Origin of the sequence: Kosakonia sp. PSU_27 (genome assembly GCF_039409795.1) — a bacterium.
Taxonomy (GTDB): domain Bacteria; phylum Pseudomonadota; class Gammaproteobacteria; order Enterobacterales; family Enterobacteriaceae; genus Kosakonia.
This window is the reverse complement of sequence record NZ_JBCIVK010000005.1, coordinates 35,443-50,145: the sequence shown is the minus strand read 5'-3', so window position 1 is coordinate 50,145 and position 14,703 is coordinate 35,443. Positions and strand designations below refer to the sequence as shown.

At 56.4% G+C, this 14,703-nt stretch carries 16 protein-coding genes and 1 pseudogene; 12 read left to right on the top strand and 5 right to left on the bottom strand.

Annotated features, from left to right (window positions below; all coding sequences use genetic code 11):
* Positions 1–15: 15 nt before the first annotated feature.
* The 4 genes from AAIG26_RS13220 to hycI are packed head-to-tail and all read left to right on the top strand — an operon-like array spanning position 16 to position 2,180.
* On the top strand, positions 16–558 hold the full coding sequence (locus tag AAIG26_RS13220; protein ID WP_020454963.1) for a formate hydrogenlyase complex iron-sulfur subunit: 543 nt from the start codon (positions 16–18) through the stop codon (positions 556–558).
* Positions 558–1,322, top strand: a complete 765-nt coding sequence (locus AAIG26_RS13215; RefSeq protein ID WP_020454962.1) for an NADH-quinone oxidoreductase subunit B family protein — start codon at positions 558–560, stop codon at positions 1,320–1,322. Before AAIG26_RS13220 ends, AAIG26_RS13215 begins: the two co-directional genes overlap by 1 nt.
* A complete protein-coding gene (locus tag AAIG26_RS13210) occupies positions 1,322–1,732 on the top strand; it encodes a formate hydrogenlyase maturation HycH family protein (protein WP_020454961.1) in 411 nt (136 codons plus the stop codon). Before AAIG26_RS13215 ends, AAIG26_RS13210 begins: the two co-directional genes overlap by 1 nt.
* Positions 1,725–2,180, top strand: coding sequence for a hydrogenase maturation peptidase HycI (gene hycI, locus AAIG26_RS13205; RefSeq protein ID WP_017459277.1), 456 nt, complete (start codon positions 1,725–1,727; stop codon positions 2,178–2,180). The genes AAIG26_RS13210 and hycI overlap by 8 nt, the downstream gene beginning before the upstream one ends.
* Before the next feature lie 36 nt (positions 2,181–2,216).
* Here hycI and AAIG26_RS13200 read toward each other — a convergent pair whose 3' ends face one another.
* Positions 2,217–3,173, bottom strand: a complete 957-nt coding sequence (locus tag AAIG26_RS13200) for a sensor domain-containing diguanylate cyclase (protein WP_020454959.1) — start codon at positions 3,171–3,173, stop codon at positions 2,217–2,219.
* A gap of 50 nt (positions 3,174–3,223) precedes the next feature.
* A complete protein-coding gene (locus tag AAIG26_RS13195) occupies positions 3,224–4,144 on the bottom strand; it encodes a LysR family transcriptional regulator (RefSeq protein ID WP_343180928.1) in 921 nt (306 codons plus the stop codon).
* 97 nt (positions 4,145–4,241) lie between these two features.
* Between AAIG26_RS13195 and AAIG26_RS13190 the strand changes: the two genes are divergently transcribed.
* Positions 4,242–5,105, top strand: coding sequence for an aldo/keto reductase family oxidoreductase (locus AAIG26_RS13190; RefSeq protein WP_020454957.1), 864 nt, complete (start codon positions 4,242–4,244; stop codon positions 5,103–5,105).
* Between the two features lie 16 nt (positions 5,106–5,121).
* Here the strand turns inward: AAIG26_RS13190 and AAIG26_RS13185 are convergent, their stop codons facing one another.
* Together AAIG26_RS13185 and AAIG26_RS13180 are read right to left on the bottom strand one after the other, a co-directional pair.
* Positions 5,122–6,126 carry a LacI family DNA-binding transcriptional regulator gene (locus AAIG26_RS13185; protein WP_343180672.1) on the bottom strand — a complete coding sequence of 335 codons (1,005 nt, stop codon included), beginning with the start codon at positions 6,124–6,126 and terminating at the stop codon, positions 5,122–5,124.
* A 39-nt stretch (positions 6,127–6,165) separates the two neighbouring features.
* Positions 6,166–8,025, bottom strand: coding sequence for a beta-glucoside-specific PTS transporter subunit IIABC (locus AAIG26_RS13180; protein WP_343180671.1), 1,860 nt, complete (start codon positions 8,023–8,025; stop codon positions 6,166–6,168).
* 231 nt (positions 8,026–8,256) lie between these two features.
* Between AAIG26_RS13180 and AAIG26_RS13175 the strand changes: the two are divergent.
* The 7 genes and pseudogenes from AAIG26_RS13175 (at position 8,257) to AAIG26_RS13145 (ending at position 12,800) form a co-directional block, all read left to right on the top strand.
* A pseudogene (locus AAIG26_RS13175) lies at positions 8,257–8,571 on the top strand (antibiotic biosynthesis monooxygenase).
* Between the two features lies 1 nt (position 8,572).
* A complete protein-coding gene (locus AAIG26_RS13170; RefSeq protein ID WP_343180670.1) occupies positions 8,573–8,965 on the top strand; it encodes an amino acid-binding protein in 393 nt (130 codons plus the stop codon).
* Positions 8,962–9,675: a winged helix-turn-helix domain-containing protein gene (locus tag AAIG26_RS13165; RefSeq protein ID WP_343180927.1), complete on the top strand. Its 714-nt coding sequence runs from the start codon at positions 8,962–8,964 to the stop codon at positions 9,673–9,675. The genes AAIG26_RS13170 and AAIG26_RS13165 overlap by 4 nt, the downstream gene beginning before the upstream one ends.
* Positions 9,676–9,869: 194 nt before the next feature.
* Positions 9,870–10,421: a hypothetical protein gene (locus AAIG26_RS13160; protein ID WP_343180669.1), complete on the top strand. Its 552-nt coding sequence runs from the start codon at positions 9,870–9,872 to the stop codon at positions 10,419–10,421.
* A gap of 309 nt (positions 10,422–10,730) precedes the next feature.
* Positions 10,731–10,853 (top strand): hypothetical protein, encoded by a 123-nt coding sequence (locus AAIG26_RS13155; RefSeq protein WP_313626138.1) that lies wholly within the window; start codon positions 10,731–10,733, stop codon positions 10,851–10,853.
* Positions 10,854–10,996: 143 nt separating this feature from the next.
* Positions 10,997–11,764, top strand: coding sequence for an isocitrate lyase/phosphoenolpyruvate mutase family protein (locus AAIG26_RS13150; RefSeq protein WP_343180668.1), 768 nt, complete (start codon positions 10,997–10,999; stop codon positions 11,762–11,764).
* Positions 11,748–12,800 carry a methylated-DNA--[protein]-cysteine S-methyltransferase gene (locus tag AAIG26_RS13145; RefSeq protein WP_343180667.1) on the top strand — a complete coding sequence of 351 codons (1,053 nt, stop codon included), beginning with the start codon at positions 11,748–11,750 and terminating at the stop codon, positions 12,798–12,800. The genes AAIG26_RS13150 and AAIG26_RS13145 overlap by 17 nt, the downstream gene beginning before the upstream one ends.
* A 73-nt stretch (positions 12,801–12,873) precedes the next feature.
* On the opposite strand, the gene AAIG26_RS13140 is transcribed toward AAIG26_RS13145, so the two are convergent.
* Positions 12,874–14,700 (bottom strand): glycoside hydrolase family 15 protein, encoded by a 1,827-nt coding sequence (locus AAIG26_RS13140; protein WP_343180666.1) that lies wholly within the window; start codon positions 14,698–14,700, stop codon positions 12,874–12,876.
* Positions 14,701–14,703: the final 3 nt, after the last annotated feature.

Sequence of the window (14,703 nt, the reverse complement as noted above, 5' to 3'; positions counted from 1 at the left end):
GGGAGAACGGTAGCGATGTTTACCTTTATCAAAAAAGTGATCAAAACCGGCACGGCAACCAGCGATTACCCGCTGTCGCCAGTGCCGGTCGACAAAAACTTTCGCGGCAAACCGCAGCACAACCCGCAGCAGTGCATTGGTTGTGCGGCGTGCGTCAATGCCTGCCCGTCGAATGCGCTGTCGGTGGAGACCGATCTGGCCACCGGTGAGCTGGCGTGGCAGTTCAACCTGGGGCGCTGCATTTTCTGCGCCCGTTGCGAAGAAGTGTGCCCGACGGCGGCTATCACGCTTTCGCAGGAGTATGAGCTGGCGGTGTGGAACAAAGCGGATTTCCTGCAACAGTCGCGCTTTGAACTGTGCCAGTGCCGCGAATGCGCCCGACCATTCGCGGTGCAAAAAGAGATCGACTACGCCATCGCGCTGCTGGCGCATAACGGCGATAGCCGGGCAGAGCTGCACCGTGAAAGTTTTGAAACCTGCCCGGAGTGTAAGCGCCAGAAGTGTCTGGTGCCGTCCGACCGGATTGAATTGACCCGCCATATGAGAGAGGCCAGCTAATGAGCCAGCTGTTAGGTCCGCGCGATGCGGACGGTATTCCGGTACCGATGACGGTGGAGGAGTCCATCGCCAGCATGAAAGCCTCGCTGCTGAATAAGATCAAACGATCCGCCTATGTCTACCGCGTGGATTGCGGCGGTTGCAACGGCTGCGAAATCGAGATTTTTGCCACGCTTTCACCGCTGTTTGACGCAGAACGCTTCGGTATCAAAGTGGTTCCGTCACCGCGCCATGCCGACATTCTGCTGTTCACCGGCGCGGTAACCCGCGCCATGCGCTCACCTGCGCTGCGTGCCTGGCAATCTGCGCCGGATCCCAAAATCTGTATCTCCTACGGCGCGTGCGGCAACAGCGGTGGTATCTTCCACGACCTGTACTGCGTGTGGGGCGGCACCGACAAGATTGTGCCGGTGGATGTCTATATACCCGGCTGCCCGCCAACGCCCGCGGCCACATTGTATGGTTTCGCCATGGCGCTGGGCTTGCTGGAGCAGAAAATCCATGCTCGTCTGCCTGGTGAGCAGGACGACCAGCCGGCCGAGATTTTGCACCCGGCGATGGTGCAGCCCCTGCGCGTGAAAGTGGATCGCACCGCGCGTCGGCTGGCGGGTTACCGCTACGGCCGCCAGATTGCCGATGACTTTATGCGTTTGCGAAGCGTCGGCGAACATGAAGTGGTGAACTGGCTGGCGCAGGAAAACGATCCGCGCCTGACTGAGATAGTCAGCCATCTGAACCAGGTGGTGCAGGAGGCGAAAATCTGATGGGCGAATCGGTGGTCTTTAGCCAGTTGCGGCGTAAGTTTATCGACGAGAACGACGCTACACCCGCACAGGCGCAGCAAGTGGTTTATTACAGCCTGGCTATCGGCCACCATTTGGGGGTGATCGACTGCCTGGAAACGGCGCTCTCCTGCCCGTGGGAGGATTACCTGGCGTGGATCGCCACGCTGGAGGCAGGCAGCGAAGCGCGGCGCAAAATGGAAGGCGTGCCGCGCTACGGCGAAATTGTTATTGACAGCACGCACGTGATGCTGCTGGCAAACGCCTTTGATCGGGCACAGACCCGGCAAAATGCGCAGCAGCTCGCCTGGAGTAAAGCGCTGCTGTCGATGCTGCATGATATCCATCAGGAAAGCGCCATCTATTTAATGGTGAGGAGATTACGTGACTGACGTATTGCTGTGTGTCGGCAACAGTATGATGGGCGACGATGGCGCAGGCCCGTTGCTGGCGCAAATGTGCGCCGAAAACCCGCAAGGTAACTGGCAGGTGATTGATGGTGGCAGCGCGCCGGAAAACGATGTGGTGGCGATTCGCGAACTGAAACCCTCGCGGCTGCTGATTGTCGATGCGACCGATATGGGGCTCAACCCCGGCGATATCCGCGTGGTGGACCCGGATGACATTGCCGAAATGTTCCTGATGACCACCCACAATATGCCGCTCAACTATCTGATTGATCAGTTGAAAGAGGATATCGGCGAGGTGATTTTTCTTGGCATTCAGCCGGATATTGTCGGGTTTTACTACCCGATGACGCCGCCGGTAAAAGCGGCGGTGGAATGTATCTACCAGCGGCTGGCGGGCTGGGAAGGTAACGGCGGGTTCGACAATTTGTAAACGGTGCGCCGGTTGTCCGGCGCAGTTATTTAACGACTAACGACGACGCTTTTCCGCGTACATCACTTTGTCGCAGTCTTCCAGCATATCGCGCAGCGTGGCGTATCGACTGCCGCCGTTTTCGATAATGCCGTGCGAATAGTTGATGTGGTAATTCTTACCGGACAGATGATCGATGGCGTCCATCCGCGATTGCAGATCGAACAAAAACGCATCCACGTCATTCACGGCGAGATTTCCCAGCAGCACCGCAAACTCCCCGCCGCCCAGACGCGCGGCGATATCCTGCTCTTTAATACATTTTGTCAGGTTGCTGGCGAAGATTTTTACCACCTCATCGCCCTCTTTGCTGCCCAGCAACTCATTGATGGCTTTCAGATTATCAATGCTGAAATAGAGCAGGCTGAAGGGTTTTTTATGCTCTTTTAGCCAGGCAAAGCGCTTCTCGCCGGTGCGGTAAAAACCACGGCTGTTTGGCATCCCGGTCAGGCTGTCGGTCATCGCCATACTGAGGATCAAAAACTCATCTTCCACGATGGCGGCGAAGTCGAGCAGGGTGTTGATTTCCGCACTGGAGAACGGGCGCGGGTAAGTGTCGATAATACAAATCGTCCCGGCAATAGCCCCGTCCGGCAGGCGCACCGGGCAGCCAGCGTAAAAGCGCACCCAGGGCTCACCAATGACAAACGGGTTATCGGCAAAACGCGGATCGGCGAGGGTATCTTTCACAATGAAAGTCCCCTCTTCGAGGATGGCGTGTGCGCAAAAGGAGAGATTGCGCGGCGTTTCGTGAGTATCGACACCGCTGCGCGACAGCAACCACTGACGATCGCGATCGAGCAGGCTGATGACCGCGATCGGTACGTCAAAGGTGGTCTTCGCCGTACGGGTTAACCGGTCAAAGCGCTCATCATCCTTTTTATCAAGCAAATCCATCATATATAGCGACTTCAGCCGCTCGATTTCATTGACTGGCATGGCCGGAAAGATCATAGCTCATCCTCGCTCTGTTCTGTTTCCTAAAGTGTAGACAGTTCTTCTGATCATCGCGTTATATATCCGTAACTTGCCTGTGCGCGCACAAAATCGATAAACGCCTGTAAAGGCGCAGGAATTAGCCGCCGGGAGTTGTAATAGAGGTACGGGCCGTTAAACGACAACCACCAGGGTTCCAGCACCGGTATCAGTTCGCCGCGCTCAATCGGCAAGCGCAGCCACTCTTCAAACAGATAAATAATGCCGCTTCCGGCAATCGCGGCTTGCACGGCCAGATCCATTGCCGCGCCGACGCTGACCACTAAGGTGCCATTGACCTGTACACGCAATGTTTCGCCATCGCGCTCGAACTCCCACTCCGGCATCACGCCGCTGGCATAGCGGCCGCGAATGCAGTTATGCGCAATCAGATCGCGTGGATGTTGCGGTATGCCATGTTGTTGCAGGTAATGGGGCGAGGCGGCGGCGACAAAACGCTGGCGACGCGGGCCGATGGGCAGCGCGACCATATCCTGCTCCAGACATTCGTCATAGCGGATGCCTGCGTCACAGCTATCGCGAAAGACATCCTGCACGTTACTTTCGGCCACGATTTCCAGTTGAATGTCCGGATAGTGCGCCAGAAAGGCGGGTACGATGGCGGGCAACACCAGCCGGGCAGCGCTGACCGGCACGTTCAGGCGCAGCGTACCGCTGGGTGTTGATCGGTAACGGTTAATGGCGTCGAGCGCCGCGTCCACTTCGCTCATCGCCGGTTGCAGTCGCTCCATCAGCGCTTTACCCGCATCGGTTAGCGCCACGGTGCGGGTGGTGCGGTTAAACAGGCGCACGCCGAGCTGCTGTTCAGCGCGGCGCACCGCATCACTCAGGCGGGAAGGGTTGGTGCCGGTCACGCGTGCGGCTTCGCGAAAGCCTCCGGCGTTAGCGACCGCCACAATGGCGTTCAGCAGGGCGAAGTCCAGCTTCATTGTTCGGTTAACCGTACAGTGTGTATTAATTTCAGCGGATTGTTGCACAGCAACGATACTCCTACAATCTGTTTACTTAATGCACAGGAGGTACTCCATGTCTCAACCTTCACTTACCTTTCGTCTGGGCGATCGCCAGGTTGGTCGCCTGGGTTACGGTGCCATGCAACTGGCGGGGCCCGGCGTGTTTGGGCCGCCCGCTGATGAAGCGAAAGCGTTGCAGGTGCTACGCGATGTGATTGCCGCAGGCGTGAACCATATCGACACCAGCGATTTTTACGGCCCGCATGTCACCAATAAATTGATTAAGCAGGCACTGCATCCGTACCCGGATGATCTGTGCATTGTCACCAAAGTCGGCGCGCGCCGTGATGATAAAGCCAACTGGTTGCCCGCATTCAGCGCTGAAGAGTTAACGCAAGCCGTTGAAGATAATCTGCGAAATCTCGGCCTTGAAGTGATGGAAGTGGTGAACCTGCGCGCCATGTTCGGCGTGCATGGGCCGGAAGAGGGGCCGCTTGAAGCGCCGCTGGAGGCTTTGATTAAGCTGAAAGAGCGCGGGCTGATTCGCCATATTGGTCTGAGCAACGTGACGGCGAAACAGGTGGCGGATGCGCAGAAAATGACGCCGATTGTCTGCGTGCAGAACCTCTATAACGTGGCGAACCGCCATGACGACGCGCTGATTGATTCGTTGAATGCGCAGGGGATCGCTTATGTGCCGTTCTTCCCGCTCGGCGGCTTTACGCCGTTGCAGTCAGGCGAGTTGAATGAAGTCGCGACTACGCTTGGTGCCACGCCAATGCAAGTGGCGCTGGCCTGGTTGTTGCAGCGCTCGCCGAATATCCTGCTGATCCCTGGTACGTCGTCACCGCAGCATTTGCAGGAAAACCTCGCCAGCGCGCAACTCACTTTGCCGCCGGATGCGCTGGCGAAACTCGACGCTATCGCGCAGGCGTAATCAGAAACTGCCCGGTTTACCGGGCAGTTTTAGGCGCAATCACCGACTCACGGCACACCAGCTCGCCCCGATGAGCGCTAATGGCAGTCGCCTCTGGCATCAGAACCATTTCGATGGCGTTACGGATCATCTCCTCCATCGGAACATGAATGGTAGTCAGTGACGGGTTGTAATATTTGCCGATAACCGAATCATCAAACCCGGCCAGCGACACATCCTGTGGCAGCCGCAAACCCGCTTCATAACAGGCTTTCGCCACGCCAATCGCCATATCGTCGTTCCCGGCCAGCACGCAGGTAAACGGCACATTGCGCGCCAGCAGTTCACGCCCCGCCTCGTAACCGCTGTCGGTACTCCAGCTACCGCGCACCAGCAGTTGTGGGTCGGGTTCGATCCCGGCGTTGCGCAGTGCTTTACGATAACCGGCTAAACGGCTCTCGCCGGTAGGGGAAGCATCGGAACCGGCAACAAACGCAATGCGCCTATGCCCCTGTGCTAACAGGTATTCCATCATTGTTTCACAGCTTTGCTGGTGATCGACAAACACGCACTGGTTGCGGTGGCGGGTAAGTTCCCGGTTGATCACCACGATTGGCGTCGGGTTGCGTTCGATGATCTCATCGAGTTCGGCGACCGACAGGTATTTGGGGTAGATCATGATCGCTTCACAGCGCAGCGACAGCAGCAGGTCGATGGCGTCGCGCTCTTCCTGCGCGCTGTGTTTTCCGTCCGCCAGCACCAGTTGGCGGCCGTGCTGCTCGCTGTTGGTCGCCGCGTGGTAAATCATGCTGGAGAAAAACGGGCCGTTATACAGCCCGTTGGTGATGACCAGCCCGACAGAGTTGGTTTTATTGTTGGCAAGATTGCGCGCCAGCTGATTGGGGCGATAACCCGTTTCGGCAATCGCCTGCATAATGCGGGCTTTCACTTCCTCACGGACAAAAACTTTTCCGTTTAGCGCGCGCGATACTGTCGCTTTGGAGACGCCGGCCAGCCTGGCGACATCCAGTATCGTTACCATCGTTAAACCTCACTGTTGTTATTATTGCGGCGGCCAGTTTCAGGCCAGCGACATCAGCGGAACTCCCGCGCTGACCGCGCCCTGCGACTGATGGCGAGTGAGCGTAAACTCCTCGCTGTTGACCACCAGCACCGGCGTGGTCAGGTCGTAACCTGCCCGCTCAATGTATTCTTTATCAAAGGCCAGCAGCGGCGTTCCGGCGCTAACCCGGTCACCCTCTTTGACCAGCGGCGTAAAATATTGCCCCTGAAGATTGACGGTGTTAAGCCCAACATGAATCAGTAATTCCGCGCCATTATCACATATCAGGCCAATGGCGTGATGAGAGTCGATCAATGTTGCGACCTGTGCATCACAAGGGGCGACAACTTTACCTTCGTGCGGAATGATGGCGACGCCATCGCCCAGCACTTTTCCGGCAAAGGCTTCATCCGCGACGCTTTCCAGGGCAATCACTTCGCCTTTGATGGGGCTCAGCATTTGCAGGGAGCCGACAGTCAGCGCCGCGTTTTTCTCATCAGAAACCACAGCTTCGACCGGATCGTCAAACCCGACAAACTGCACCATCACGATGGTTAGCACAATCGCGGTGCCCGCGCCCACCAGTTCGCCAATAAACGACATTGGCGCATCCGGGCTGATTGCGTTGACCAGCGTGAACAGGCCCGGCAGTGCGGCATAAGCATAGTAGAGGCTGCCAAACAGGCTGGCGACGACTGCGCCAATCGCGCCGCCAATACAGCCGCAGATAAACGGTTTTTTAAAGCGCAGCGTCACGCCATAAATCGCCGGTTCGGTAATACCAAAAATCGCCGTCACGCCTGCCGACAGCGAGGTTGCCTTCAACTGCTTGTTGCGGCTTTTGATAAACACGCCGAATACCGCCGCCATCTGGCCAATTACTGCAATGGTTTGATAGGCCTGGAAAGAGTCATAGCCCTGAGTATCGAAGTTGGCCATGATCACCGGCGTAATGCCCCAGTGGACGCCAAAAATCACAATCACCTGCCAGACACCGCCGATAATCGCTGCCGCCAGTGCCGGTGCGGCGTGGAACAGCGTGTTATACCCGTGCGCGACGCCAAGCGCAGCCCAACTGGTGATCGGGCCAATCACAATTAACGTCAGCGGCACAATGACTACGAAGCAGAGCAGCGGTGTAAACAACGGGCTCACCACTTCAGGCAGCCATTTTTCAACGCGGCGTTCAAACCACGACAGCGCCCAGACGAGGAACAACGGCGGCAGCACTGACGAGGTATAAACCGTTTCCGCCAGCGGGAAAAAGAGGAATTTCACTTCACTGCCGCTGGCGATTTTCCCGGCCATCGCTGTCCACTCAGGGTTGATTAACGCGCAGCAACAGAGCACGGCAATAAAAGGGTTACATTTAAAATGACGCGCGGCGGTAATGGCGATAAACACCGGCAGGAATGCGAAGGGTGTCCAGGACATAAAGTTCAGCACCGCAAACGTGCCGGAGGATTTGATCTGCGCATCGGCAAGCCCGAGCAGAATCAGTAAACCCTGCAAAATCCCGGCGGCGGCAAGAATATAGACAATCGGCGCAAACACCGCCGACATGGTGGCGATCACCGCATCCAGCCAGCGAGTTTTCGGCTGCGCTCCGTTGCCGTCTTTCTCTTTCACCATACCGCTCAACGCATTAAACACATCGGCGACGTGGGTGCCAATCACCACCTGAAATTGCCCGCCGCTTTCCACAACCGCAATCACGCCTGGCAGGCTCTGGATGTTGGCTTTCGCCGTGTCAGGCGTTTGATTCAATACCAGGCGCAGACGCGTAGCGCAGCGGGAGAAATTACTGATGTTCTCTTCACCGCCGACCTCGCGGAGGATATCACTTGCTAACTTGTTGTAATCCCTGATAACGGCCATTTTTATTTCCCTTTTATTATCGGAAACTGAGTTGGTGTAACTGGGTGAAACCGGTTTCATGCTAACCTGGTAAACCACGCCTGCAACCGGTTTCATGGAGATCTGCGAGCTAAATCACTTCTCGGTTTGTATTAGGGAGAGGAAATCGTCAGCCATATTTCGTCAGGGGACGAAGCGTGGGCCCGGCATCTGCACAACACTGGCGGCTCATTATTGATGAGGAGCCACGTTATGATCGCCGTACTTTTTGAAGCTGATATCGCCGCAGGTAAGCAGGCGCGTTACCTGCAATTAGCCGCTTAACTCAAGCCGATACTGGCAGACATCGACGGGTTTATCGCGATCGAACGTTTTCAGAGCCTGAGCCACGAGGGGAAGATATTGTCACTGTCATGGTGGCGCGATGAAGCATCAGTGCACGCCTGGAAGAGCAATGTGCTGCACCAGGCGGCTCAGCGCGAAGGGCGGGAAGCCATTTTTTCGTCCTACCGCATCCGTGTTGCCACGGTTTTTCGCGATTACGCATCAACCACGGAGCAGCCATAATATGTACGATATTCACGTTATCCTGAATAATACGCCGGGCGAACTGGCACGGCTTGGTGAAACGCTCGGTAAACATGGCGTCGGGCTGGAAGGGGGCGGTGTGTTTACCGCAGGCGATCAATGCCATGCGCACTTTCTGGTGACCGACGGCGAGCGCGCCCGGGAAGTGTTAACCGCTGTGGGTTTAACGGTACATGCCGTGACCCTGCCGGTTATCCGCAAACTGAAGCAGGAGCGTCCCGGCGAGTTAGGCGAAATTGCCCGCACGATCGCACAATATAATATCAATATCCTTGTGCAATACAGCGATCATGACAACCGGTTGATCCTGCTCACCGATAACGATCCGCTGGCGCGCGAAGTAACACAACGATGGGACGTACAACCGCTATGACCGGCAATGAACTACGCAAAACGCAGGAACAACCGCATCTGCTGGAGGAGACGCTCTCCGGCCTTGCCAGCGCGATGGCGGAGCCTTCCCGGGCGAAAATGCTCTGTGCGTTAATGGACGGGCGGGCGTGGACCGCGACCGAGTTGAGCGCGGTGGTGGATATTGCCGCGTCAACGGCCAGCGCGCATCTGGCAAAACTGCTCGCCAGCGGGCTGCTGGTCTGCGTGTCGCAGGGACGGCACCGCTATTACCGGCTGGCAGGCAGCGATGTCGCCGCGCTGCTGGAAACGATGATGAGCGTATCCATGCGCGGTGTGCAGGCACCTGTCACCCGCACGCCGCTGGCGCTGCGTCAGGCACGTACTTGTTATGATCATCTTGCCGGTGAGATAGCCGTTGGCGTGTATGCGTTTATGCAGCGCGAAGGCTGGATCACTGACGATGGCAGCGCGGTGACGGATTCAGGCAAACGCAGCCTTGAGAAGATTGGCGTCACCCTCGATCCGCGCACCCGGCGCAAACCCTGTTGCGCCTGTCTGGACTGGAGCGAGCGGCGTTTTCACCTCGGCGGCGATGCAGGCGCGGCGCTACTGATTGCTTTTGAACAGCAGGGCTGGCTGACGCGTACGCCAGGCTATCGCGAAATCACCCTGACAGATGCAGGAAAAACCGCGATTTCTAAGGTGTTTGGTGTGACGTTTAAGGGGTAGAGCGTTGGGTGGAATAGGCATGAACGTTATGCAGGTAAATACGTCATTTTTTATTGCCCCCGCATCAAGCAGAAATGCCGCTTTAGAAATTGAAGCCGGCTACTTCTATGATTCTGGATATACAGGAACCGTCCCGCCCATTCCTGCTAGCGTCAAGAGAGTCATCAATTTAACGCCTTTTCAGGGATAGAATCATGAATGTAAAAAAAACGCTTTTCATCGCTCTTTTTTTTATTTTTAGCGTCAGCGTCGTCGCTGTGAGTCGCTATAAAGATGAGCCAACTCAGCAGGCGTCAGACCTGGTAAAACAGTATGCGCTGGCAGATGATGCGGCAAAATCCAAAGTGTTACAGGACTTCGACAAGCTGGCACGCGAAAATCCTGAGAACGCCAATGTCATCAGAAGTTACACCAGCTTGCTCTCTTCAAAGGGCGAATATGCAAAAGCCCTCGCTTATCTCGAGCCTGTGAACAGAGCTAACACCGATCCCTCTCTGCTGCTGCAAGAGTGTATGCTCAAGGATCGGATCGGCAAAAAAGATAAGGCGTGCTATCAACGCGTGATTGTTGATTCTGAAAGCAAGCACCTTGAAAACATGGATTACCTGATGGCGCTCTATTTTTCCGACGACCCAAAATTCCCGGCACAAAAGCAGCGTCTCCAGCAGGAAAACCCCACGCTGAGCCGCGATTTCGCGCTGTTCGATCAGGATAAGCACTCGCTTTTGATGTCCCTCTATCCGTGACAAACTACGTGGCCGGATGGCGATTGGCGCCTTATCCGGCTCCTACAAGCAGACTGGATGATGTGAGGAAAATGCGCGTTCTTTCATGAGATTGGGTATGGATACCTTTTTCAGCGATGATCGAGGCAGTCGTTTAATGCTTTACCCGGGATTGTTTCCTCAGCCGAAAAATCAACAACGATCCGCTGCAGGTTGAAGCGCAGATCGTCACTGTCTTTCCCGGAACGCCGAACGATTTGGGCAAGGTCGATATTGTGATGGCAATGCGTTCGCGACAAACGGCCAGAGCTACAGCAAAAAGAATCAAACGTGCCCACCCATACCCTGGATCTCGGTCGCGATCACCCCGGAAAGTCGATTCCGGTGATCTATTACCGCAACAACCCGAGCCACAGCAACATCGATGATTACCACCACTGCCTGAGGCAATGATCTTCGCGCCGTGCCCGGTAACGTGATTGCCAGCACTAAAACGGCCTCTGCCCGACATATAAAAAATGGTCGTCCGATTTTCGGTTGTGAGGAGTAGACGGCAAACGCCACACTGACTCCACTTAACGCCCCAGGAGACGACCATGGATTTCACTGCTTTTCACCATCAAATTACACCATTAGTGCTCGACAATGTCTGGGACGCAGCCAGCGCGCAGGCGGCAGAGCAGGCCGGATATCAGGTGATGGGAACGTCCAGCGCCGCCATTGCTGCAATGCTCGGTTATGACGATGGTGAACAAATGCCGTTTGCCGAACTGCTGTTTATGGTGAAACGCATTCGCGCCGCCTGCGATCTGCCACTCAGCGTGGATATGGAAGCCGGTTACGGCGAAACCGCGCAAGCCATTGCCGATAACCTGCAACAATTAATAAAGCTCGGTGTGGTGGGCATTAATCTGGAAGATAGCCGCGTGGTCAATGGCGAACGGCAACTGGTTGACGCCGCGCAATTCGCCCGGCAGTTACGGGAAATCCGCGCGCAATTGCCATGCGCGCTGTTTTTGAATATCCGTACCGATACGTTCTTGCTGAACGTGGAAAATGCGCTGGCAGAGACGCTGTATCGCGGGCAGTTATATGCTCAACACGGCGCGGACGGTCTGTTTGTGCCCGGCGTGATGCAAAACGCGGATATAGCCGCTATCGCCCAGCAGATCCCTTTGCCACTCAATGTGATGTGCGTACCGGGGCTGGCAGGATTCACCGAACTGGCCACGCTTGGCGTGTGCCGTATTTCGATGGGCAATGCTGTTCATGCCGCGTTACAAACGCAGTTGAAAAACATACTGTTGAGCGTGCAGACACAGCAATCGTTTGAGGGCGTTTTCCACTATGCAAATCACGGATAAAGTGCAGTGTGATACCTGGTATCAGGCGCTACTCGATCGCGCTTCTGAATACACCGGCCTCTTTTTTGTCGGCGTCAAAACCACCGGAGTTTTTTGTATTTCCGTCTGTCGCGCGCGTAAGCCGAAGCGGGAAAATGTGGTGTTTTTCCGCGAGATGAAATCAGCGCTCGATGCCGGTTTCCGCCCGTGCAAAGTGTGTCGACCAACGGAAAATGCCTGTTCGGCACCGGGCTTTATCGAGCAAGCGTTAGCGCTCGTTCGCGCCAATCCTAAAATGCGTATCAGCGACACGCTGCTGCGCGAACAAGGCATCAGCCCGGAGCGTGTGCGCCGCTGGTTTTTGCAGCAACATGGCATCACATTTCAGGCTTTTCAGCGCATGTCGCGGGTAAATGTCGCGCTTCAGGAGCTGAAAGGCGGGCGCAGCGCCACCGATGTTGCCTTTGACAACGGTTATGAATCGCTCAGCGGCTTTGGTTATACCTGTAAAAAACTCACTGGCGCGGCACCGAGCCTCGGGCAGCAGGTGATCATGATCCACCGTTTCACCACACCGATTGGCCCGATGTTTGTCTGCGCCACGGAACAGGGCATTTGCCTGCTGGAGTTTGTGGATAGACGCATGCTGGAGACCGAATTCAGCGACTTACAGCGCTTGTTGAAAGCGCGCATTATCGCCGGGGAAAACCGGCATACCCGGCAGGCGGAAAAAGAGATCGGCGAGTATTTCGCGGGCGACAGACAGCAGTTTTCGCTGACGCTGGATCTGCCCGGCAGCGCGTTTCAGCGCCGCGTCTGGCAAGGCTTGCAAACGGTGCCGTACGGCCAGACCACGCATTATCAGGCGCTGGCGGAATGCCTTGCACAACCCACCGCGGTACGTGCCGTCGCGGCGGCCAATGGCGCGAACCGGGTGGCGATTGTCATTCCTTGCCACCGCATCATTGGTAAAGACGGCACCATGACCGGCTACGGTGGCGGTATCGCGCGTAAAGCATGGTTGATCGCGCATGAGAAAAACCATCTTATGCGGTAGCGCTGTTAACCCCTTTGGCAGAAATTCCTCCGGTTGCGGGCTGTGACTGCGAGCGCGTTGGCAACATACCGGTTTATGGAGGGGATGTGCCGTGATCGGTAATCGCCTGCGCGGCGCAAATCAGCGCCAGGTGGCTTAAACCCTGCGGCAGGTTGCCGCTCCACTTGCCGGTGCGAACATCGAACATCTCATTAAAAGTTTCGACATTGCCTTTATCGCAAAGGGCGCTGAGGATCGCATCCATTGCCGCTTCGGCTTTGGTTGTCTCGCCCATTGCCGCCCAGGCTGCCGCCAGCCAGAACGAACAGGCGACAAAGGTGTTCTCTTCCTGTTCGACGCCGCTGTAGCGGTAGACCAGTGCGCCGCCGTGGCCCAGCTCCTCTTCAATGGCCCGGTAAGTGGCAAGCATGCGCTGAGGATTAACATGTTGACCATAGCGATAAACCAGCGCCAGCGAAGCATCAAGCCGATCGTCGCTATCGGGGTAAAAGAGGTAAGCCTGTTTGCTCTGTGACCAGCAATGGGTTTCGATCCAGTCGCGGATGCGATCCCGCTCGCGCTGCCAGCGCCCGACCCACGTTGGCTCAATGTATTTCTCTTTCGCCATCAACACGGCCATATCCAGCGCCAGCCAGCACGCCATCTTGGAGTGGGTATAATGTTGCAGCTCGGGCAGTTCCCAAATCCCGCAATCTTTTTGCCGCCAGTGATCGGCACAGCAATTTGCCAGCTCGCCCAGCAGCCGCGAGGTGGTGAGATCCAGCACGTGGCCCGCCTTTACGAACAGCTCCGCCGTTGCCAGCATATCGCCGTACATGCTGAGTTGTAGCTGGTCACGCGCGTTGTTACCCACTCGCACCGGCTGTGAATTTTTGTAGCCGCGCAGCGCCGGGTACGTTTCACAGGGCACTTCCTCCCCTTCGAGGGTGTAACACGCCTGCAGCCTGACACCGTGGCGGATAATGGTTTTTGAAAGCCAGGAGAAAGCGGCTTTGCACTCTTCCAGCGTGCCCAAAAAGGCAAAGGCTTTAATGATCAGGCAGGCATCGCGGATCCACGCGTAGCGATAGTCGTAGTTTTTCTCACCGCCAATACCTTCAGGAATGGAGGTGGTCGCTGCCGCGGCAAGCGCACCGGTGGGGGAATACCAGAGGAATTTCAATGCCAGCGCGGAACGCCCGACATGTTCTGCGTAACGCCCTGCATAGCTCAGGCTTTTACTCCAGTCGCACCAGGCGGCATGGCTGGTTTCAATGCGCGCGTCAATTGCCTCAAGGCTCGGGACTGCCAGCGGCTCTTTTTCAGTCACCAGCAGTGCAACCAGCCGCCGCTGGCCCGCCGAAACCGTCATGTGACCATTAACCTGCTCATCGTCGGCGTCGGTGATGTTGACCTCTTCGCTGGTGCGCAGCATCGCCAGTAAATCGGCGATATGGTAGACGTTGCCGTGCGCTGTTTTGTTCATCCACGGCGAACAGGTTTCTGCCCGCGTCCCGAAACGCACTTTCAGCGTTAAAGCCACTTCGCCTTCCAGACCTTCAATCCGGCGCGCCAGCTCGCTCCACGGCAAACGTCCAGCGAGCGTACTGTTAATGGATTCGGTAAGTAACACTTTGCCGCTGGCGGTGGTGAAGGTGGTTTCCAGCACATTGCTGTCCTGCCTGTAGCAGCGCGTCACGGTGTAAGGTTGTTGCGGCGCTAACTGAAAAAAACCGCCAATCTCCGGGTCGAGCAGGCGATCAAACAGCGGCTGGGAATCCAGGTTCGGTGCGCACCACCAGTCAATTGACCCGTCGGGGGCAATAAGTGCGACCGAGCGTCCTTCGCCAATCGCGGCGTAATCGCCGGGTTCGGCAAAGCCATCCTCCCGGACAGGAGAGTGCGAGACTGTGTTCTTCACGGT